General features: G+C 43.6%; 20 protein-coding genes. 14 read left to right on the top strand and 6 right to left on the bottom strand.

Annotated elements, in window-relative coordinates; genetic code table 11:
- Positions 1-140: 140 nt before the first annotated feature.
- The 3 genes from OO774_RS08515 to OO774_RS08505 all read right to left on the bottom strand — a co-directional run bounded on the left by OO774_RS08515 (position 141) and on the right by OO774_RS08505 (position 3,512).
- The gene (locus OO774_RS08515) at positions 141-1,871 is read right to left on the bottom strand and encodes an ATP-binding protein (protein ID WP_264901545.1); all 1,731 of its coding nucleotides are present in this window, start codon (positions 1,869-1,871) and stop codon (positions 141-143) included.
- A complete protein-coding gene (locus OO774_RS08510; protein WP_264901543.1) occupies positions 1,861-3,042 on the bottom strand; it encodes an FIST N-terminal domain-containing protein in 1,182 nt (393 codons plus the stop codon). The genes OO774_RS08515 and OO774_RS08510 overlap by 11 nt, the downstream gene beginning before the upstream one ends.
- A gap of 113 nt (positions 3,043-3,155) precedes the next feature.
- A complete protein-coding gene (locus OO774_RS08505; RefSeq protein WP_264901541.1) occupies positions 3,156-3,512 on the bottom strand; it encodes a hypothetical protein in 357 nt (118 codons plus the stop codon).
- 258 nt (positions 3,513-3,770) lie between these two features.
- On the opposite strand from OO774_RS08505, the gene ccoN reads away from it, so the two are divergent.
- From ccoN to uspE, 10 genes are all read left to right on the top strand, one after another.
- The gene (gene ccoN / locus OO774_RS08500) at positions 3,771-5,198 is read left to right on the top strand and encodes a cytochrome-c oxidase, cbb3-type subunit I (protein WP_264901540.1); all 1,428 of its coding nucleotides are present in this window, start codon (positions 3,771-3,773) and stop codon (positions 5,196-5,198) included.
- A 13-nt stretch (positions 5,199-5,211) separates the two neighbouring features.
- A complete protein-coding gene (gene ccoO, locus OO774_RS08495; protein WP_020333286.1) occupies positions 5,212-5,832 on the top strand; it encodes a cytochrome-c oxidase, cbb3-type subunit II in 621 nt (206 codons plus the stop codon).
- 9 nt (positions 5,833-5,841) lie between these two features.
- Positions 5,842-6,015: a CcoQ/FixQ family Cbb3-type cytochrome c oxidase assembly chaperone gene (locus tag OO774_RS08490; RefSeq protein ID WP_014231840.1), complete on the top strand. Its 174-nt coding sequence runs from the start codon at positions 5,842-5,844 to the stop codon at positions 6,013-6,015.
- Entirely contained in the window at positions 6,015-6,989 is a 975-nt protein-coding gene (ccoP, locus tag OO774_RS08485) for a cytochrome-c oxidase, cbb3-type subunit III (protein ID WP_264901538.1), read from the top strand. Before OO774_RS08490 ends, ccoP begins: the two co-directional genes overlap by 1 nt.
- 105 nt (positions 6,990-7,094) lie before the next feature.
- A complete protein-coding gene (locus OO774_RS08480; RefSeq protein WP_264901536.1) occupies positions 7,095-7,571 on the top strand; it encodes a FixH family protein in 477 nt (158 codons plus the stop codon).
- Between the two features lie 4 nt (positions 7,572-7,575).
- Positions 7,576-9,939 carry a heavy metal translocating P-type ATPase metal-binding domain-containing protein gene (locus OO774_RS08475; RefSeq protein ID WP_264901535.1) on the top strand — a complete coding sequence of 788 codons (2,364 nt, stop codon included), beginning with the start codon at positions 7,576-7,578 and terminating at the stop codon, positions 9,937-9,939.
- Between the two features lie 15 nt (positions 9,940-9,954).
- Positions 9,955-10,119 (top strand): cbb3-type cytochrome oxidase assembly protein CcoS, encoded by a 165-nt coding sequence (gene ccoS / locus OO774_RS08470; protein WP_264901534.1) that lies wholly within the window; start codon positions 9,955-9,957, stop codon positions 10,117-10,119.
- 9 nt (positions 10,120-10,128) lie between these two features.
- Positions 10,129-10,806, top strand: a complete 678-nt coding sequence (locus tag OO774_RS08465; protein ID WP_264901533.1) for a sulfite exporter TauE/SafE family protein — start codon at positions 10,129-10,131, stop codon at positions 10,804-10,806.
- Positions 10,807-10,896: 90 nt separating this feature from the next.
- Positions 10,897-11,643 (top strand): FNR family transcription factor, encoded by a 747-nt coding sequence (locus OO774_RS08460; protein WP_264901532.1) that lies wholly within the window; start codon positions 10,897-10,899, stop codon positions 11,641-11,643.
- A gap of 180 nt (positions 11,644-11,823) precedes the next feature.
- The gene (uspE, locus tag OO774_RS08455) at positions 11,824-12,771 is read left to right on the top strand and encodes a universal stress protein UspE (RefSeq protein WP_264901530.1); all 948 of its coding nucleotides are present in this window, start codon (positions 11,824-11,826) and stop codon (positions 12,769-12,771) included.
- Between the two features lie 186 nt (positions 12,772-12,957).
- On the opposite strand, the gene ttcA is transcribed toward uspE, so the two are convergent.
- From ttcA to OO774_RS08440, 3 genes are all read right to left on the bottom strand, one after another.
- Positions 12,958-13,851, bottom strand: coding sequence for a tRNA 2-thiocytidine(32) synthetase TtcA (gene ttcA, locus OO774_RS08450; RefSeq protein WP_237316764.1), 894 nt, complete (start codon positions 13,849-13,851; stop codon positions 12,958-12,960).
- A gap of 191 nt (positions 13,852-14,042) precedes the next feature.
- A complete protein-coding gene (locus tag OO774_RS08445; RefSeq protein ID WP_264901526.1) occupies positions 14,043-14,702 on the bottom strand; it encodes a DUF2987 domain-containing protein in 660 nt (219 codons plus the stop codon).
- Between the two features lie 257 nt (positions 14,703-14,959).
- Positions 14,960-15,763 carry a hypothetical protein gene (locus OO774_RS08440; RefSeq protein WP_264901524.1) on the bottom strand — a complete coding sequence of 268 codons (804 nt, stop codon included), beginning with the start codon at positions 15,761-15,763 and terminating at the stop codon, positions 14,960-14,962.
- 343 nt (positions 15,764-16,106) lie between these two features.
- Here OO774_RS08440 and potA point away from each other — a divergent pair, with 343 nt between their 5' ends.
- The 4 genes from potA to OO774_RS08420 all read left to right on the top strand — a co-directional run bounded on the left by potA (position 16,107) and on the right by OO774_RS08420 (position 20,031).
- On the top strand, positions 16,107-17,282 hold the full coding sequence (gene potA, locus OO774_RS08435) for a spermidine/putrescine ABC transporter ATP-binding protein PotA (RefSeq protein ID WP_264901522.1): 1,176 nt from the start codon (positions 16,107-16,109) through the stop codon (positions 17,280-17,282).
- The gene (gene potB / locus OO774_RS08430; protein ID WP_264901520.1) at positions 17,263-18,123 is read left to right on the top strand and encodes a spermidine/putrescine ABC transporter permease PotB; all 861 of its coding nucleotides are present in this window, start codon (positions 17,263-17,265) and stop codon (positions 18,121-18,123) included. The genes potA and potB overlap by 20 nt, the downstream gene beginning before the upstream one ends.
- Positions 18,123-18,893 (top strand): spermidine/putrescine ABC transporter permease PotC, encoded by a 771-nt coding sequence (gene potC, locus OO774_RS08425; protein ID WP_264901518.1) that lies wholly within the window; start codon positions 18,123-18,125, stop codon positions 18,891-18,893. The genes potB and potC overlap by 1 nt, the downstream gene beginning before the upstream one ends.
- A 106-nt stretch (positions 18,894-18,999) precedes the next feature.
- On the top strand, positions 19,000-20,031 hold the full coding sequence (locus OO774_RS08420; protein ID WP_264901516.1) for an extracellular solute-binding protein: 1,032 nt from the start codon (positions 19,000-19,002) through the stop codon (positions 20,029-20,031).
- Positions 20,032-20,186: the final 155 nt, after the last annotated feature.

Below are 20,186 nucleotides of genomic sequence, written 5' to 3'. Positions count from 1 at the left end.
CTTTCTTAGTCTAGCCTATCCCTCTCTTATTTTGATGTAATCTAGGGATTTAAGGCTTTGATTAAACATAATGACTATTTACCATAAAATACTTAATATAGATCTTAATAATCTATCGATTGTTAAGATCTATATTAAGGCTAATCATTTTCTACAAACACTTGAATGGCTTCGTAGATGTCTTGTCTACGGACTGGTTTGGAAATGAAGCTGTCCATACCGGCTTCTAAGCATTTGTCACGGTCACTTTCTAAAGCGTGCGCTGTTAATGCGATGATTGGAATCGTGATGCCTTTTTCTCGGATCAAGCGCGTTGCGGTAATACCATCCATTACTGGCATCGACACGTCCATCAGTATCATGTCGATTGAGTCACTGTTTTCTTCCAGAAACATCAGCGCTTCTTCACCGTGACTTGAGATGTGAACGTTATGACCTAGCTTATTCAGAATTAATTTAATCACGAGCTGGTTTGAATGCGTGTCTTCGACCACTAGTAAATTCAATGCTTTGACTGGACTATTTACTTCGATTTTAACGGGACGATTTTGATGAAGCCTGGTTAGCACTGGAATCTTTATTGTGAATGACGACCCCACATGTTCTTCGCTTTCTACTGAGATAGATCCACGCATCATCTCTACTAAATGTTTGGTAATCGCCAGACCTAATCCTGTTCCTCCGAAACGTCTGGTTATCGATCTATCGCCTTGATCAAACGCAGTAAATAAGCGTGATTGTTTGGCTTTTGAAATACCAATACCCGTGTCAGAGACGGAAATAATTAGCTCGTCTTTCTGTTCTGATACTGAGACATTTACATTGCCATGATCAGTGAATTTAATTGCGTTACCAATAAGGTTAAATAAAACTTGAGATAATCGGGTTGAGTCAATCCAATACTGTTTGTCAGGCGGTATACTACAATCCAGGTGGAAAGCTAAATTTTTACTTCTAGCTATCTGTTTTTGCTGGGAAATGACAAAGGTGACAGCGTCACCAAGATTGGTCCACTGCTCATGTAACTGAAAGCTGCCCGATTCTATTTTAGAGAGGTCGAGGATATCACTGATGATGGCTAGAAGCAGTTCGGCAGAGCTCTCCATCTGACATAGTGCTTCGAACTGCTCGTTGGATAATGTCGATTGTCTTAAAATATCGAGCATACCAAGCACGGAGTTTAGCGGGGTTCGGATTTCGTGGCTCATCATGGCTAGAAACTCGGACTTGGATTGGTTCGCGAGTTCGGCTTCTTCTCGCGCTTTCGCTAACTCTGTCGTCCGTACATCAACGATACGTTGTAACTTTTCTTTCGTCTCGATATCAATGACCGCTCGTTCTATGAGCGGGCGAAAGCGTCGAAGTGTTTCTCTGTTTTCAATACTGAAGTGCCCTTTTTGTCCCCCAATCAGTAGGATGATATTTTGCGTTACTTCCGAGCGAATACCAGTCATGATGACTGAGTTCACGTGGTTCTTAACGAATATGTTTAGGTTAGCAAATTCACCCAATTTTAATGGCTCGAACAGTAAAATACACTCACCATTTAACGCGCGTTCCAACGTGTTACCGTGTAACCAGTTGACTCTGTTGAAGACCTGATTTGTTGATATTAGGGTTTTAAAAGGTTGCCTGTTGTCATCGCGGGTGATTACGATAAAATCTTCAAAGCGAATGTACTTTTTTAAGACTGTGTTTAACCCAGAGAAAATCTCATTACGGTTTTTGGCTTCGCTCATCGCTGATATTGCCGAGAGAATAGCTTTGTTTTCATCAGCCAGTAATTTTTCTCTCTGCTTTGCTTGCTGTAACTCAACCAACGCTTCCTGTAGCGCTTCTTGTTGGTAGGTTTCTAAATATTTATCTTTCATAAGGCTTGTGGAATATCGCTGATGAGATCATGAGGTTCCCATGTCCATTTTCGCCACCAATAAATCTTCCTTGTTCACCAAAGGTAAATGGGCATATAAATGGTAGGTGTTCCAGTTCTTGGTTGATTTGTTCACAAACGCTGTTCATGTCTTGCTTTAAGTGCAACATAGGGCCTGCGCAAAAGATGTTGATCACACCAATTTTACGAGAATCTTCTAATTTTTGGTTGAACGCAATATTCACAACTTTTGCCGCTCGCGCTATCAAGTGTTCGCGACTGCCTTTCATTAAAGTGATCTCTTCTCCTTCAGCAATATTAGTAAAGAGTTCGATGCCTCCTTCTGCTGTTTCTCTTATAGGATGAGATAGTTTGTAGTATGGCCTGTCGTACAAATAGCCAGCGATTCTTCCTATAGGATAAGCACTGGAGTTCGTGAATAGCAGGTTATCGATACCTATTTGATTTTGCTGATGATTGGTCCACTGTCTATAGCGTTCTAATGCAGGCTCTCCATCAATCTCTAGTAAACAACGCCCTTTGGTTTTAGTGGCAATACCTTTTATGTTTGTCGAGGTGTGCCCTGCACTAAAAGCGATATCAACATGTTGTGACGAATAAAATAAAGTGAGGCTCACCCCTGACTGCTGTTGACCTTGTGCGGTAATGACGGACCACTTTCTTTCAATGTTGTTGTCGGCTGCAGAACCACCAATAATCGGTACCAATGTTCCAAACTTTTCATCGATAGATTCGATGATTGATTCTTCGTTCCCAGGAGTGGCATGGAGTAGGATTAAGTCGGGTATTTCCCCTACTCGATTGGCATCTTGAAGTGCCATATCCAGTGCATTCATGACGCCTTCGTTTTGAGTACAGTGTGAAATACCAGTCCCGTACGCATGTGGACCGTGATCGTAAATAGCAAGTGCGGCAATGACTGGACCGGAATGAAAACCCTGGTCCGTCATTACTGCTTGGCAAGAACTCGCGCCATGGAAAGGCGTATCAGGAAAGTACTGGAGTAGCGCTTTGCGTATTAACTCAAAGTTGTACTCTTCTGTGTAATAACATATGACGTATGCTGGATTATTTAGGATCAGCTCAGAACGGAGTTCTTTAACCGCTAAATGTTCATCTGTAATATGAGTAAAAACTGATTGGCACTGCATACGCTTTTAAATTTGTTCATGACTTTATTGTTATACCACTCCCACCAATTATCACTAAGTAAGAAGTTTCAATTTTCTAAAAGAAGTTCAAATTATCTCGGTTCATATCCAATTTATAATTGAACTACGACAATATTTTGATCTATTCGAAGCTGAATAATTTTGCTTGGTGAGATAGACTTCCATTCAAATTTATTATTAATACCCTCTACATTAATAAATTGCCCCGATTGATCTAGATCAATTTTCAGAGTGTTACTTTTCGGCGTTTCGATAGCAATTCCCTCCGAGTCACGATTAATAGTGATTCTTTCCCCTGAAATTGTTACATCACATCGCTCTTTTTGTGAGCAGTCGACGCTTTTAGGCGACTCGTGTGTAAAGGTTCGCCATAAAAATGCGCCAACTAAAACACTGAGCATGATTAAGATTTGTGCGAGTCTCGCCTTTGTTAACTTTTGTGCCGGCATAAATACCAATATCCTTGTTACAAACTTCAAACTTTTTAAATAAAAAATGTGTTACCGAGCTTCATTAAGGTTACTACCCTGTCATTGAATTGTTAATTCAAGTATAGTGTCGAGCTGAAAATGCCACTTTTTATTAAAGTCAGCAATGGAAATAAAGTGATGATAACACTTGAATTCTAGAGTTTACTTGGGTGGTGTTACGACGCAAGTCGTGTTGGAAGTAAAAGTGTAGTTAATTAGAAATTGGAAGCATGCATAATGAGCCAAGTAAAGCAGCTTGAACAAAACTACAACTATACAGTCGTTCGCCAATTTACCCTAGTGACCATTTTATGGGGCATAGTTGGTATGGCTGTTGGTGTTTTGATTGCCGCTCAATTAGTTTGGCCACAGCTAAACTTTGATACGCCGTGGTTGACGTACAGTCGTTTACGTCCGCTGCATACTAATGCGGTAATTTTTGCGTTTGGTACCAGTGCCCTGTTCGCAACATCTTATTATGTTGTTCAGCGTACTTGTCAAACACGTCTTTTTGGTGGCCCACTCGTTGCCTTCACCTTTTGGGGTTGGCAAGCAATTATCTTAGCTGCGGCTATTACTCTACCACAGGGGATGACTACCTCTAAAGAGTACGCTGAGCTGGAATGGCCTATTGATATCGCGATTGCGATTGTATGGGTTTCGTACGCAGTGGTGTTCTTCGGAACATTGGTAAAACGTAAGACCTCCCACATTTATGTGGCCAACTGGTTCTTCGGCGCGTTTATCATCACCGTAGCAGTACTTCACATCGTGAACAGCATGGCAGTTCCTGTTTCCTTGACTAAGTCGTACTCGATTTATTCTGGAGCAGTGGATGCGATGGTTCAATGGTGGTATGGACACAATGCGGTAGGTTTCCTACTGACCGCTGGTTTCCTAGGTATGATGTACTACTTCGTCCCTAAACAAGCTGAACGTCCTGTTTATTCTTACCGTTTATCTATCGTTCACTTCTGGGCATTGATCTCTCTATACATTTGGGCTGGCCCTCACCACCTTCACTATACTGCTCTACCTGACTGGACTCAGTCTTTGGGTATGGTGATGTCATTGGTTCTATTTGCTCCATCTTGGGGTGGTATGATCAACGGTATTATGACGCTGTCTGGGGCTTGGCATAAACTTCGTTATGACCCTATCCTACGTTTCCTAATTGTTTCGTTGTCTTTCTACGGTATGTCTACCTTCGAAGGCCCAATGATGGCAATCAAGACAGTAAACGCGCTTTCTCACTACACCGACTGGACCATTGGTCACGTTCACTCTGGTGCTTTGGGTTGGGTAGCTATGGTGTCTATCGGTTCGGTTTACCACTTGGTACCTCGTCTGTTCGGCCAAGAGCGTATGTACTCAGTTGGTTTGGTTAACGTGCATTTCTGGTTAGCAACAATCGGTACGGTTCTATACATCGTAGCGATGTGGATCTCTGGTGTTATGCAAGGCCTAATGTGGCGCGCAGTTAACTCTGACGGTACTCTGACTTACAGCTTTGTTGAGTCGGTACAAGCGTCATACCCATTCTATTTTGTACGTTTCCTAGGTGGTTTAATCTTCCTATCAGGTATGATTCTAATGGCATACAACACGTACAAAACAGTATCTGCACCTAAAGAGAGCCTTAAGGCTATCCCGCATCCGGCATAAGGAGATTTAAAGAATGAGTAATAATTCTAATAATCGCCATGAATTCCTAGAACGTAATGTCGGTTTGTTGGCTATTTTTATCGTTTTTGCTATCAGTTGGGGCGCGCTTGTTGAAATCACGCCGCTGATTTTCCAAAAACAAACTACTGAGCCTGTAGAAAACCTACGCGCTTATACGCCTCTTGAAATGGAAGGTCGTGATCTATACATCCGTGAAGGTTGTAGCGTTTGTCACAGCCAGATGGTACGCCCTTTCCGTTCAGAAACAGAGCGTTACGGTCACTACTCTGTCGCTGGTGAAAGCGTTTGGGAACACCCTTTCCTTTGGGGTTCTAAGCGTACTGGTCCAGATCTGGCTCGCGTAGGTGGTCGTTATTCTGACGAGTGGCACCGTGTTCACCTAATCGATCCACGTGAACTTGTTCCAGAATCAAACATGCCTGGTTTCCCATGGTTAGCTGAAAACGTCTTAGACGGCAGTTTGACACAGAAGAAGCTTGAGTTGTTCCGTGATCAGTTCGGTGTTCCATATACAGATGAACAGATCGCGAATGCGGCTAAAGAAGTAGAAGGTAAAACAGAGATGGATGCAATCATCGCTTACCTTCAGTCTCTTGGTCATGCAATGAAGTAAGGGGGACGTATGGATTTCGGTACGATTCATAGTGTTTATACCGTTGTGCTCTTCGCCAGTTTTATCGGCATTGTATGGTGGGCATTTAGCAAGAAACGTAAATCGCGTTTCGAAGAAGATGCTTACCTGGTCTTTGCTGACGAAGAACAAGCGACCCCACATAACCAAGGAGTGAAGAAGTAATGACTACATTCTGGAGTCTCTGGATTATCGTGATTACTATCGGTACGCTAGTAGGCTGTGCAATCCTCCTGACTTGGTGCGCCAAAGATAAAATGGGCGTCGAGGAAGGGGCTGACATGGGCCACGAGTACGATGGTATTCGCGAGCTAAACAACCCGCTGCCTAAGTGGTGGACTTACCTTTTTGTGAGTACTTTCGTGTTTTCTGCGGTGTACCTTGCTTTGTTCCCGGGTTTAGGAAGCTTTAAAGGCTTTTTGAATTGGGAGAGCTCGGCTCAAGAAGTACGCTCACTTGAGGAATCAAAACAAGCCATCGCTGCGGCACAAGAGAACAAACAACTTAACCAATACGCTAAAGAACTTGATGATGCGGATGCTTACTTTGGTGAAGCTTTCCGTAAGCTAGCACACAACGAAAACGGCTTACGCCCTATTCCGGAAATTGCTAACGATCCTGAAGCGCTTAAAGTTGGTCAACGTTTGTTCTTGCAAAACTGTTCACAATGTCACGGCTCTGATGCACGTGGTCAGCAAGGTTTCCCTAACCTGACTGATAATGCATGGCTGTATGGCGGTGAACCGCAAGCAATCGTAACAACCATCATGCATGGTCGTGTTGGCCAAATGCCAGGATGGAAAGATGCGCTTGGTGAAGAAGGTGTTGAAGAAGTGGTGAGCTACGCGCTTAGCCTTTCTGGTCGTAAAGTGAATGCTCGTGAAGCAGCAGCAGGTAAAGCACGCTTTGTTGTATGCGCGGCGTGTCACGGTACAGATGGTAAAGGTAACCCAGCAGTGGGTGCGCCTGACCTGACTGACCAAGACTGGCTGTTTGGTGACTCACGTGCAGCAGTTACTGAAACTGTTATGAATGGCCGTTCTGGTGTCATGCCTGCCTGGAAAGATATTCTAGGTGAAGACAAGATCCAGTTGGTTGCATCATATGTCTGGAGCTTAAGCAACTCCGAGAGTAAATAACCAAGATATTCAGTAACATTGCAATAACAGCCCCTTTCATAGGGGCTGTCTTTCCTTTAAATTTAACGCCTCCTATTTTTTCATTTAGCTGTTGAGAACTTTTTTATGGTAAAGCCTTGGTATAAACAATTTTGGCCGTGGTTCCTGATTATCCTTCCTCTTATTGTTATTGGTTGGACAATCGTGACTGTGGTCATTTTCTCGAACAACTCTGTTTCTTTAGTTGCTGAGGATTACTATAAAAAAGGGAAAGGGATTAACATTGACATCAGTAAAATGAATGTCGCTCGTGACCTGAGTCTAAACGCGCATGTTTCGTCTAATAGCAACACGGTAGTTATTCACTTTGATAAAGGTGAGTTGGCCCACTACCCAGCGCTAACTGCCACTTTTACTCACCGTACTCTTCCTGATCGCGATTTCTCGAAGCTAATTACTGCGGACGCTTCTGGTAATTACCGATTAACGCCAGACGAAGATATCCTAGGTCCTTGGTTTATTGAGTTACAACCACACGACAAACAATGGATGATTCAAGGTAAAGTTGAGTTTCCTACCGCTGACACCGTTTTGATGAAGTAATCTTATGTGTAAATCCTGTTATCACTGCGGTGAAGATGTACCAGCCAACACGGATTTTAAGGTAGAAATACTCGGTGAAGTCCGTGATATGTGCTGCCCTGGTTGTCAGACCGTGGCACAAACGATCATTGATAGTGGTCTCGTCTCTTACTACCAATACCGGACTGCACCTGCTGAAAAGGCAGATCTCGTTCCAGAGCAGCTTCAAGCGCTGATTCACTACGATAATGAAGACGTTCAGTCTGAGTTTGTTCGTCATCACGATAATGTTTCTGAAGTGACACTTTCCTTAGATGGTGTGTCCTGTGCGGCCTGCGCATGGTTGATCGAAAAGCAGGTATCCAATACCAAAGGCTTGGTTTCTATTCGTGTTAATACAACGACAAACCGCGCTTTGCTTGCTTGGGACAAAACACAGGTTCGTTTAAGTGAATTACTTTCGGTGATTCATAAACTAGGCTACAAGGCTGCGCCATTTGAAGCGGACGCACAAGAAGCTTCTTATCATCGAATGATGAAGCAATACCTTTATCGCCTTGGGATTGCAGGTCTTGCTACCATGCAGGTTATGATGCTTGCCGTGGCGTTGTATCTGGAAGTTTTTGGTGATCTGGAGCCAGAGTTTAAAAACTACTTTCGCTGGGTCAGTCTGATATTTGCGACGCCGGTGCTTCTCTACTCTGCGCTTCCTTTCTATTTAAATGCCTGGCGAAGCATCAAAGGCCGTACGTTGGGTATGGACGTGCCCGTCTCGATTGCACTTATTTTTGCCTATGTCGCCAGTCTCGTAGCGACGTTTACAGAGCAAGGTGAAGTCTTTTTCGAATCGATTTCGATGTTTACCTTCTTCCTTCTTGTCGGGCGTTTCCTGGAGATGCGTGCTCGTCGTAAAGCAGCAGCGGCTAGTGGTAACCTGCTTAAACTGATTCCGGCGATTGCGACGACCTTAGATGGCGACCAAATCCCAGTGAAGACACTGAAAATTGGTGACCGCATCCGCGTTCTTCCAGGTGAGCACATTCCTGCGGATGGTAAAGTTATTTCTGGTCGTATTCATATCGATGAATCCATGCTAACCGGTGAATCAGTTCATGTTGTTAAGAAAGAAGGCGATGTGGTTTTTGCAGGTACGCTCAACGGCGATGAATCGTTTGAACTTGAAGTGACCAGCTCTAAAGCGGACTCAGTCATTTCAAACATTGTACGCCTGCAAGATGAAGCTCAGCATTCGAAACCAAAAATTGCCGAAATCGCAGATGTGGTAGCGCGTTACTTTGTTGGCGCGATACTTATTATTTCGGCAGGTACGTGGTTTTACTGGCACCAAACTAAACCTGATGATGCATTCTGGATCATGCTGTCAGTTTTAGTTGCAACCTGCCCTTGTGCACTCTCTTTGGCGACACCAACCGCGCTGACTTGTGCGACGTCAAGAATGGGTAACTTCGGTATTTTGCTTCGCAAAGGACATGTTTTTGAAACCTTGTGCAAAGTGAATCACCTTGTTATTGATAAAACCGGCACACTGACAAAAGGTGATATCGAAATTAGCCGCACGAGCGTTTTTGGTGTGCTCTCAGAGGCTGATAGTCTCGCGCTGGCTGCTGCACTGGAAGCCCACGCTAACCACCCTATAGCCCGTTCATTCTCGCGCTACGTAAATGAAGATGTTGCTGTCTCAGATGTGAAGAATATCATTGGCTCTGGTATCGAAGGCATATGGAACGAAAAACGTGTGAAAATCGGCAGTGCCTCTTTTGTCGTCGGTGAAGGCAGTGATGAGAGTCACGCAGTCTATTTATCGGTAAACGATGAGCATGTTGCAACCTTCTATTATCGCGACCCTATTCGTGAAGAAAGTCAGCTATTTATCCAGCGTTTTGCACAGGCCGGCATAAAGACAACGCTACTTACTGGTGATTCAATTCAAAATGCCCAGCCTGTAGCGGATGAAATCGGCATCGACCATGTGATCGCATCGGCAAAACCGGAAGACAAACTCGCGTATCTTAAGAGTTTGGATAGCGACAACATTACCCTGATGGTTGGTGATGGTATCAATGATGCTCCTACTCTCGCCGGAGCTCACTTATCGGTTGCTATGGGCGGTGGTACTGACGTAGCAAAAGCATCCGCTGACATGACGCTATTGGGTGATAATCTAGAGAAATTGTTAGAAGCACGCCTGCTGGCACTTCGTACGAGAAAAATCATCAGGGAAAACTTGGCTTGGTCTTTAGGTTATAACCTGCTAATTTTGCCCCTTGCTGTTTCTGGTTTGGTTGCGCCGTATGTTGCGGTGGTTGGTATGTCAGCCAGCTCGATAATCGTGATCTCCAATTCGCTGCGACTGCTTAAAGAGAAATAAATAGAGAAAGCTAACATGGAAAGTATTTATATCTTAATTCCCATCGCCATTGTTTTAGTTTGTGTTGCTGTCGCTATTTTTCTTTGGGCTGTTCGAAGTGATCAGTTTGAAGATCTCGAGCGCCAGGGTCACAACATTCTGCTAGATGAAGAAGACCAGTCTGAAAATAAAAAATCGTAGCCTTTGTATATGAATCCTGATTTTATCGGTGCGTTAATGATCGGACTTGTAGGGTCCGGTCATTGTATGGGCATGTGCGGTGGTATTGCCTCCTTGCTGTCAATGGGCTCACCACAAACCAAAAGCTCTCCTCTTGTTCCAATGTTCTACAATCTGGGCCGAATATCCAGCTATGCGTTGTTTGGCGCCCTAATTGGTGGTGCTATTTCTGGTCTGTCGGAATTAAGTGGTTTAGCTCACTCACTTGCATGGCTGCGCTTTGTCGCGGCAATATTTATGATTTTAGTTGCCCTATACATCGCTAAATGGTGGCAAGGTTTGCTCATAATAGAAAAGCTGGGTCAGACACTTTGGAAGTTCATATCTCCAGCGGGGAAAAGCCTGCTACCGTTGAAAAGCGCGTTTCATGCTCTGCCATTCGGCTTTGTTTGGGGATGGCTGCCATGTGGTCTAGTCTATTCAGCATTAACTTGGTCGGCCGTTTCAGGAAGCGCCATGAACGGTGGTTTGATCATGCTAGCCTTTGGTGTGGGGACCCTCCCTTCGATGCTTGCTGTTAGTTACGGGGCGAGTTATTTTCAGAAACTGCAAAAATCATTAATATTTAGAAACATATCTGCATTAATTCTTATAGGTTATGGAACGTATACTGCTGCGGGAGCCATACAAATGCTTGGTTTCATATAACTTGAAAGTCTATACCCACAATATTTTTGCTATCCTTTAGGATTAAGCAGTGCTAAAATATTGATGTATATCAAATAGTGAAAGGTTGTTATGATTTCTGAAAAACCTGCAACAAAGCGTGTCCAATCAGGTGGTTGTGCAATTCACTGCCAAGATTGTAGCATCAGTCAGTTGTGTATCCCATTCACTCTGAATGAATCTGAACTTGATCAGCTTGACCAAATCATTGAGCGCAAAAAGCCGATTCAAAAAGGCCAAGAGCTATTCAAAGCAGGCGATGAGCTTAAGTCTTTGTACGCTATCCGCTCTGGCACAATCAAGAGCTATACAATCACTGAGCAAGGCGACGAACAAATAACGGCGTTTCACTTAGCGGGTGATCTCGTAGGTTTTGACGCAATTACTGGGGACTGCCACCCAAGTTTTGCCCAAGCTTTAGAAACGTCTATGGTATGTGAAATTCCATACGAAATTCTCGATGACTTGTCAGGTAAAATGCCTAAGCTGCGCCAGCAAATTATGCGTCTGATGAGTAACGAAATCAAAGGCGATCAGGAAATGATCCTGCTTCTTTCTAAGAAGAATGCTGAAGAGCGTCTTGCTGCATTCCTGTTCAACCTATCAACGCGTTTTTCTCAACGTGGCTTTAGTCCTAGAGAATTCCGCCTAACCATGACTCGTGGTGATATCGGTAACTATCTTGGTCTGACCGTTGAAACAATCAGCCGTCTTCTTGGTCGTTTTCAAAAATCTGAGATCTTAAGTGTTAAAGGTAAATATATCACTATCTTAGATCACGATGCGCTGATGGAACTTGCAGGCGTAACGGCAGAATAACCTCTCCTATTTATTGATGTGGCTTTAAGCTGAGCCACATCATATTTCTCACAAATTCCCTTCGAAAGTCCTCAAAATCTTCTGCAAACTGAGCTACATTAAAAATATGCGGTAAGTACTCCAATATACTGATTTACTTTATATTCAGTAGTTGGTCTTGCAATATAAGTGGGCTTAGATATGAGTATATACAGTAAAATTTTAGTTGTTGCTAACATCAATAGTGATGAACAACCGGCACTCGCGAGAGCAGTTCAATTGGCTCAAAAAAGCGTATCAAGAAGCCGAATTACTTTCTTTTTATCCATCTATGATTTCTCGTATGACATGACTTCAATGCTGTCAGTGGATGAAAGAGATGCAATGCGTCGTGGTGTTATCCATCAGCGTGAACAGTGGATGCGAAAAATCGCTCAACCATACTTAAACGACAGCTTTGACTTTGAGGTGTGTGTGGTTTGGCACAACCGTCCTTACGAAGCAATCATAGGAGAAGTGTTCTCAGGCAGCCACGATCTGCTGATTAAGGGCACTCGAAAACATGATGTCTTAGAGTCGGTTATTTTCACACCGACAGACTGGCACCTGCTGCGTAAATGCCCAATTCCGGTATTGTTGATTAAGAATGCGGACTGGCCAGAGCATGCGAATATTCTGGCATCTGTTCATATCGGTTCGGAAAACCCAACACACATTGATCTTAACGACTCTATGGTAGAACGCTTAAAAGAGATGTCAGGTCGTCTGAACGCGGATCCGTTTCTTGTGAACGCCTACCCTGTAACGCCCGCGAATATTACTATCGAGTTACCTGAATTTGACCCTACGACTTACACAGATGCTGTTCGCGGCCACCATCTTACAGCAATGAAAGCACTGCGCCAAAAGCATGGATTGGATGAAGAACAAACCATCGTTGAGCAAGGGTTGCCAGAAGATGTTATCCCTGCTACTGCGGAACGTCTAAACGCGGCGATGGTAATTTTGGGCACAACTGGCCGTACAGGACTGTCAGCCGTCTTTATTGGTAATACGGCCGAGCATGTCATTGATAAAATTAACTGCGATGTCCTGGCATTGAAACCAAAAGGTTACATCAGCCCTCTGGATCCGAATACGGCGACGTAATAGAAAGAAAGGTTCTAGGAAAAGAGTATTGGGAGTACGGAATACAGACTACGGATCATATTTCCCTGTCTGTATCCTATTCTCCGTAATCTGTAAGCGCAGCGCTCCGTATTCCTAAAACCTTTGGTCTCGGGTCTTTTATTTCACCTGGCATTCCAGTGAGCTGCGCTACTTTAGCTTTTTTAATTAAATGTTTGTCACATCAATGAACATGGATTCATCAATGTTAGTTGAAGAGACGACCGCTTCACTGAATTCGTACTCTTCACGGTTACCTTCGCGGTCAAGTGGAAGGTTAACGAAATCAAACAACTCTTTATCAGCCAACTGACTTGGACTTACGTTCTGGATTGATTTGAAAATCGCTTCGACGCGTCCAGGCGTCTTTTTGTCCCATTCAATCAACATTGCTTTGATCGATTGGCGCTGCAAGTTCTCTTGAGAACCACACAGGTTACAAGGAATGATTGGGAAATCTTTGTGTTCTGCGTATTTGATTAAATCTTTTTCACGACAGTACGTCAGCGGACGGATAACCACATTACGGCCGTCATCGGAACGTAGCTTTGGTGGCATCGCTTTAAGACGCGAACCGTGGAACATGTTTAGGAACATGGTCTCTACGATATCATCCATATGGTGGCCCAAGGCCAACTTAGTCGCGCCAATCTTCTCAGCGAACGAGTAAAGCGTGCCGCGACGAAGACGTGAACACAGTCCACAGGTTGTCTTACCTTCTGGCACCTTCTCTTTAACCACCGAGTAAGTGTCCTTGTCTACGATGTAGTAAGGGATATCAAGTGTCTCAAAGTAATCTGGAAGAATATGTTCTGGGAAGCCTGGCTGTTTCTGATCGAGGTTGACTGCAACCACTTCGAACTTAATTGGAGCGGCTTTTTGCAGATTCAGCAGGATATCGAGCATCGCAAATGAATCTTTACCACCACTTATACATGCCATGACAACATCACCTTCTTCAATCATGTTGTATTCGGTAATGGCATTTCCAACATTTCTTCTCAGGCGTTTCTGAAGCTTGTTGAATTCAAGGGTTTCTTTTCTTGTATCTTTCTGGTTCATTGCGGGCTCTCACATCGCCGATAAATCGACGGTAGGACTTCCTAAGGTGGTTTTCTATGGGGCGTGGATTATACGGTCTTTTTACTCAGGATTAAATATTTGTCTTTATTGAGAACGGATAAATCCAATGTTTTGTTTACCCTCAAACGAAAAAAGCCGCTGTTGCGGCTCTTCAATAAGATGGATGCAGATTATTTCGCCTTCGGCAAATACGGTAAAACTCGCACTGTCGATTCTGGTAGGCTCATATATCCACCCTCACCTATTTCGTCTAAGGCGACCTGAACCTTGCCGTTAACGATCGGCTTTTCTGCCCCATTGGAGAAAGAAATAGTACTGTTCAGCCCGTTAGCAAACTCCATGGTGACACCTTGAACATCAGGCGTAAACCAGCCAGCAAACATACCGCCCAAATCTTCTAGCATACTTTGCATCTGAGGTATTAATGGCGTCAGCTGGTCATAAGATACGTTACCCTGTAATGGCTGTTTTGTCATAACAACCAATGAGTAATCGCAGCGAGTGTCTATAGGAGTCTGAACGAAGACTAAAGGATTTGCAGATTTAAGGTTTTTATCGATTGGAAGCGGAAGTTCTTTGGATGCTGGGATCACGAACTCTTCGTAGTGCTCCTCTTTCTCCATCCAGGCTTTTTCAATGTTACACAGCTGCTGAGTATCTGCGTTAACGAAAAATACGCCGACTTTTACATCGTCGTGGCCTTCCTTATTATTATTCTTCAGCTGAGTGTAAAGCTTCGAATAGGTAAACATGTATTCTTGAGCTTGTGCTGCTGGGGACGCTAACAATAGCGCCGCAGTACTCAGTAGACTTAGGCTTAACTTTTTCATTTGAACCGTTGATTTGTTTTAGTTTGTATCATTGTGTTTGTGCTCAAAATTGGATTGAGCAATGCTGAGCATTCTTATAACACCTTTACCGCTTTAAGTTACGTGATTAGCAACAAAACGAGAGGTTCCCCACGCAGAATCCTATTCTAATTGAAATGTAGCTTGTGTTTCTGATAAAGCCTTCTGCATCGGTTTGGTGACGATATAAAAATGGCGACTCTTCGTAAGCCGCCATTGAATGTTATTGAAGCGATACGTTAAGCATCAAAAATCTGAGACTTACCGTCGTGATCGTTATCATTATTATTTTTCTGTTTCGCTACAATCTTGAGTTTAATACCAAACATCTCGCGGTAAAGGATGCCCTTCAAATGGAAAAAGAAAGGCAGCACCAAAATTAGCCCGATACCGTAGAACATTGCCGCAAAAATAAACATGAACATCACGCCAAGATACAGGGTTGCAACGACAAAAATCTTTTTATTTACTGCTCGCAATGAAAGTAAGAGCGATTGCATGGGTGACACTCGTTTCTCACAAATAAGTAAAATGGAGTGGCTGAATGCAAGGGAAAGGTATAACGATAGTGGTGCCAGGAGCATTCCAACCAGCCCTTGAAGCACCAGACTCACTAGCGTTGCCAAGATCACCGGAACGGTGAATTGTAGTCCTTTCCCTACGTGGCGAAGTTTTGTTTTGAGCCCTGCTACGTGACTCATTGCCATCAAACTGATGCCTGCATAAATTGGGGCGCTGATCACTTCATAGCTAAAGTTTGCTACATAAATAGCTGACACGATGTCGGTTGAAAAGGAATCTGGGTTTTGTATTGCATCCAAAATTACGCTTGGGTCACCCAGTTGTAGCTGTAATGCGATGTAGAAAATGCCTACCTGAACCAAAAGCAAGACGATAATCGCGGGAGAAAATGACAAAAAGTGCTGAATAGTGGCGCGCCATGCTTCGCTAAAAACCGCGCCGGCTTTCAGCTCGTAGTTGCCAGACAAAGCTCGCTCTACACTCCCTCCAAGGTTAAAATCGTTCTCAAAGTCGTTGTTCATATATTATCCAAGATTCACTTGTAAAATTTTTACTGGGATACCAGTCAATTAGTGTGCCTGTCATTATAAAGAATTCTTGCCACGTCTAAAATCATAACTCGCTCTCAATCCTTGCAATATCCACTATTTGGTTGATAATTAGCCACTCACAAGGCCATGAAATTGAAAACATTTGTTGCAGCGCGGTAACTCTTAACAATACGCTATTGATAATTGGAGTAGTCTTATAAAAACAGTATGGTAAGGAATGATTACTTTTGCCTGTAAAATTTTTTCTGAATCGAGGCTAAAAAATGCTTTGATTTCACAATTTTGGTGATTATGATGCGCGCCTCAAAAGTGAATGGCTAAAGTCACATCAATTGGCGTAAACCCAAATTTGAACGTGGGAGAAATACAGACGTTGAACGCTAAACAGCAAGCAGGAAATCCAGTTATTCGTTTATCTGGCATTAGTAAGAGTTTTGATGGTAAGGAAATCATCAGCAATTTAAATCTGGATGTTAATCATGGTGAGTTTCTAACGATTCTTGGTCCATCAGGTTGTGGCAAGACAACCGTTTTGCGCATGGTCGCGGGCTTTGAAGCGGTAGATAACGGTCAAATTATTTTGGATAACCAAGATGTTACTCAGGTTCCTGCTGAACAAAGACACGTCAACACCGTATTCCAAAGTTACGCACTCTTTCCGCACATGACTGTTTTTGAAAACGTTGCGTTTGGTCTTCGTATGCAGAAAACGCCTGCAGCAGAGATTGAACCGCGCGTGATGGAAGCGTTACGTATGGTTCGCCTTGAAAAAATGGCTCAGCGCAAACCGCATCAACTTTCAGGTGGCCAGCAACAACGTATTGCTATCGCTCGTGCAGTCGTGAATAAGCCCAAAGTACTGCTGCTTGATGAATCGCTTTCTGCACTGGATTACAAATTACGTAAGCAAATGCAGATTGAGCTTAAACAGCTACAGCGCCAACTCGGCATCACCTTCATCTTTGTGACGCACGATCAGGAAGAAGCGCTATCAATGTCGGACCGTATCATCGTAATGCGTGACGGTGTCATTGAGCAAGATGGTTCTCCGCGTGAAATTTACGAAGAGCCTAAAAACCTGTTTGTTGCGCGCTTTATCGGCGAGATCAACGTATTCAATGCCACCATGTTAGAGCGCATCGATGAAAAACGCATTCGCGCTGACATTGAAGGTGTTGAGTCAGTGGTTTATTACGACGACGAAGCACAAGCTGGCGATAAACTCCAAGTTCTACTCCGCCCTGAAGACTTACGTATTGAAGAAATCAAAGAGTCGGAAGAAAAAGGCATTGTTGGTCACGTGACGGAACGTACCTATAAAGGTATGACGCTCGATTCTGTTATCGAACTAGATTCAGGCATGCGTGTAATGGTAAGCGAATTCTTTAACGAAGATGATCCTGATGTGGACCACTCGCTCGGCCAGAAAGTCACGATTACTTGGGTTGAGAGCTGGGAGGTTGTCCTCAATGATAACCAAGAAGATTAATCTTCAGAACGCAATCATTACTCTAATTGTTGGTTGGCTAACACTGTTTGTGTTGGTGCCAAACTTGATGATTATTGGTACAAGTTTCTTAACGCGTGACGAAGCGAACCTAATCGAACTCACCTTTACGTTGGACAACTACGTTCGTCTGTTAGATCCGCTGTATGCGAAAGTGCTCATGCACTCTTTCTACATGGCGATCATTGCGACGTTATTGTGTTTAGTGATTGGTTACCCATTTGCGTATATTGTCGCGAAAATGCCAGAAAAATGGCGTCCGTTTATGCTGTTTTTGGTTATTGTTCCCTTCTGGACAAACTCGTTAATCCGTACATACGGCTTAAAGATTGTTTTGGGTACTCAAGGTATTTTGAACAAATCGATGATGGCAATGGAGATCATCGATAAGCCAATGCGCCTCATGTATACCGAAACGGCAGTCATGATTGGTCTCGTGTATATCTTGCTTCCATTTATGATTCTGCCGCTTTATTCGGCAATTGAGAAGCTGGACAACACCTACATCGAAGCGGCGAAAGATTTGGGCGCAAACAAGTTTCAGACGATTACAAAAGTTATCCTGCCTTTGACAATGCCTGGCATCATCGGCGGCTGTTTGTTGGTGCTGCTCCCTGCGCTTGGCATGTTCTATATCTCTGACCTTCTCGGCGGCGCGAAGAACTTGCTAATCGGTAACGTCATTAAGAGCCAAGTATTGAATGCACGTGATTGGCCATTTGGTGCAGCAACCAGTATTGCACTCACCATTGCAATGGCAATTATGCTTTATGCTTACTATAGAACAGGTAAGTTCTTGAACAAGAAAGTGGAGCTAGACTAATGGGACGCACAGTTAGATTTAGCTTTATGGCACTGGTCTATGCGTTTTTGTATTTACCAATTATCGTGCTTATCGTGAACTCATTTAATGCGAACAAATTTGGCATGAAATGGGGCGGATTTACCACCAAGTGGTACGAAACGTTAGTGCACAACGACAGTCTGATGCAGGCGGCGTGGCACTCGCTAAATGTTGCCGTATTTTCTGCAACAGCTGCTACTATTATTGGTAGCTTGACGGCAGTAGCCCTATTCCGCTATTCCTTTAAAGGAAAAGGGGCAGTAAATGGCATGCTGTTTGTTGTCATGATGTCACCAGACATCGTGATGGCGATTTCTTTGTTGGCGCTGTTTTTAGTATTGGGTGCACAGCTTGGTTTCTTTACACTGTTGATTGCGCACATCACCTTCTGTTTACCCTTCGTTGTGGTGACAGTGTACAGCCGCCTAAATGGCTTTGATGTAAAAATGTTGGAAGCGGCAAAAGACCTAGGGGCAAGTGAGTGGATTATCTTGAAGAAGATCATCCTTCCTCTGGCGAAACCAGCGGTTGCAGCCGGTTGGTTATTAAGCTTTACACTGTCTCTGGACGACGTGATTATCAGTTCGTTTGTGACAGGCCCAACCTACGAAATCTTACCATTGAAAATTTACTCAATGGTGAAAGTGGGCATTTCACCGGAAGTGAATGCGCTAGCAACGGTTATGTTGATTGTTTCTTTGTTACTTGTTGTGATTTCTCAGTTGCTTGCAAGAGAAAAAGTAAAGTAAAATTAACACCCGCTAACATCACGAAACAGAATGGTTACATGCCATTCTGTTTTTCTATCTATCGTCCAAAATAGTTTGGACAACGTTTGGTTTGGAGCTAACGTCAATGAAAAAATGGGCTACTTTATTAGCTGGTAGTGCATGTGCGCTTTCTCTGTTCTCAGGTTCAGTGGTAGCGGACGATAATGAATTGGTATTTATGAACTGGGGGCCTTACATCAACAGTAACCTCCTGGAACAATTTACTGAAGAAACTGGTATCAAAGTGATCTACTCAACTTACGAGTCGAACGAAACTTTGTATGCAAAGCTAAAAACTCATAACGAAGGTTATGACTTAGTGGTACCTTCTACTTACTTCGTGGCGAAAATGCGCGATGAAGGTATGCTACAAAAGATCGATAAATCTAAGTTGAAAAACTTCGCTAATCTTGACCAGAACTACCTGGACAAGCCATTCGATCCAAAGAATGACTACTCTATTCCTCACGTTGTTGCAATTACTGGTCTGGCTGTCAATACCGACATGTACGATCCAAACGACTTCCAAAGCTGGGCTGACCTATGGAAGCCAGAGCTTGAAGGTCAGGTGATGCTAATGGACGATACGCGTGAAGTATTCCACATTGCACTGCGTAAGCTAGGTTATTCAGGCAACTCAACGGATCCAAAACAGATCGACGAAGCGTATGCAGAGCTACAAAAGCTGATGCCTAACGTGCTTCTATTTAACTCTGACAACCCAGGAGCGCCATACATGTCTGGTGAAGTTGGTGTTGGTATGCTTTGGAACGGCAGCGCAGCAGCTGCGCAAAACGAAGGTCTAAACCTTAAACTGGTATTTCCGAAAGAAGGCGGTATTGGTTGGGTAGACAACTTCGCTATCTCTTCTGGTGCGAAAAACGTAGAAGCGGCGCACAAGATGGTCGACTTCCTATTGCGTCCTGAAATCGCAGAGCAGATTTCTCGTGACACTGGTTACCTGACCGCAGTGAAAGCATCGAACGAAAAGTTTAAAGATGTGGCTCCATTGTTCCCTTCTCAAGAAGATCTAGACCGCGTTGAGTGGCAAGATGCCGTTGGCGATCTGACTGTGAAATACGAAGGTTACTTCCTTAAATTAAAAGCCAGCCAGTAACCGAATTTGTCTAAGACAAACCTCCCTAAGTGAAAATAGGCAGCAATGGCTGCCTATTTTTATAATTGACTGATATAATTATGCCTTGCTACGTTTATTTAGCTCAACTCGTTTCATCTCAATGGAATGAGAGGCACCGGGTTAAATAAACAGAA

It is taken from the genome of Vibrio sp. STUT-A11, from assembly GCF_026000435.1.
In the GTDB taxonomy this organism is placed as follows: Bacteria; Pseudomonadota; Gammaproteobacteria; order Enterobacterales; family Vibrionaceae; genus Vibrio.
This window is presented reverse-complemented; position numbering and strand designations above follow the sequence as displayed.

Excerpts from the sequence above, each read along its gene's own strand:
- ccoO (WP_020333286.1), top strand. The coding sequence starts at position 5,212 with ATGAGTAATAATTCTAATAATCGCCATGAATTCCTAGAACGTAATGTC.
- ccoS (WP_264901534.1), top strand. The coding sequence starts at position 9,955 with ATGGAAAGTATTTATATCTTAATTCCCATCGCCATTGTTTTAGTTTGT.
- OO774_RS08480 (WP_264901536.1), top strand. The coding sequence starts at position 7,095 with ATGGTAAAGCCTTGGTATAAACAATTTTGGCCGTGGTTCCTGATTATC.
- OO774_RS08475 (WP_264901535.1), top strand. The coding sequence starts at position 7,576 with ATGTGTAAATCCTGTTATCACTGCGGTGAAGATGTACCAGCCAACACG.
- potB (WP_264901520.1), top strand. The coding sequence starts at position 17,263 with ATGATAACCAAGAAGATTAATCTTCAGAACGCAATCATTACTCTAATT.
- uspE (WP_264901530.1), top strand. The coding sequence starts at position 11,824 with ATGAGTATATACAGTAAAATTTTAGTTGTTGCTAACATCAATAGTGAT.
- potC (WP_264901518.1), top strand. The coding sequence starts at position 18,123 with ATGGGACGCACAGTTAGATTTAGCTTTATGGCACTGGTCTATGCGTTT.
- OO774_RS08505 (WP_264901541.1), bottom strand. The coding sequence starts at position 3,512 with ATGCCGGCACAAAAGTTAACAAAGGCGAGACTCGCACAAATCTTAATC.
- ccoP (WP_264901538.1), top strand. The coding sequence starts at position 6,015 with ATGACTACATTCTGGAGTCTCTGGATTATCGTGATTACTATCGGTACG.
- OO774_RS08460 (WP_264901532.1), top strand. The coding sequence starts at position 10,897 with ATGATTTCTGAAAAACCTGCAACAAAGCGTGTCCAATCAGGTGGTTGT.
- OO774_RS08440 (WP_264901524.1), bottom strand. The coding sequence starts at position 15,763 with ATGAACAACGACTTTGAGAACGATTTTAACCTTGGAGGGAGTGTAGAG.
- OO774_RS08445 (WP_264901526.1), bottom strand. The coding sequence starts at position 14,702 with ATGAAAAAGTTAAGCCTAAGTCTACTGAGTACTGCGGCGCTATTGTTA.
- OO774_RS08465 (WP_264901533.1), top strand. The coding sequence starts at position 10,129 with ATGAATCCTGATTTTATCGGTGCGTTAATGATCGGACTTGTAGGGTCC.
- potA (WP_264901522.1), top strand. The coding sequence starts at position 16,107 with ATGGCTAAAGTCACATCAATTGGCGTAAACCCAAATTTGAACGTGGGA.
- OO774_RS08490 (WP_014231840.1), top strand. The coding sequence starts at position 5,842 with ATGGATTTCGGTACGATTCATAGTGTTTATACCGTTGTGCTCTTCGCC.
- OO774_RS08510 (WP_264901543.1), bottom strand. The coding sequence starts at position 3,042 with ATGCAGTGCCAATCAGTTTTTACTCATATTACAGATGAACATTTAGCG.
- ccoN (WP_264901540.1), top strand. The coding sequence starts at position 3,771 with ATGAGCCAAGTAAAGCAGCTTGAACAAAACTACAACTATACAGTCGTT.
- ttcA (WP_237316764.1), bottom strand. The coding sequence starts at position 13,851 with ATGAACCAGAAAGATACAAGAAAAGAAACCCTTGAATTCAACAAGCTT.
- OO774_RS08420 (WP_264901516.1), top strand. The coding sequence starts at position 19,000 with ATGAAAAAATGGGCTACTTTATTAGCTGGTAGTGCATGTGCGCTTTCT.
- OO774_RS08515 (WP_264901545.1), bottom strand. The coding sequence starts at position 1,871 with ATGAAAGATAAATATTTAGAAACCTACCAACAAGAAGCGCTACAGGAA.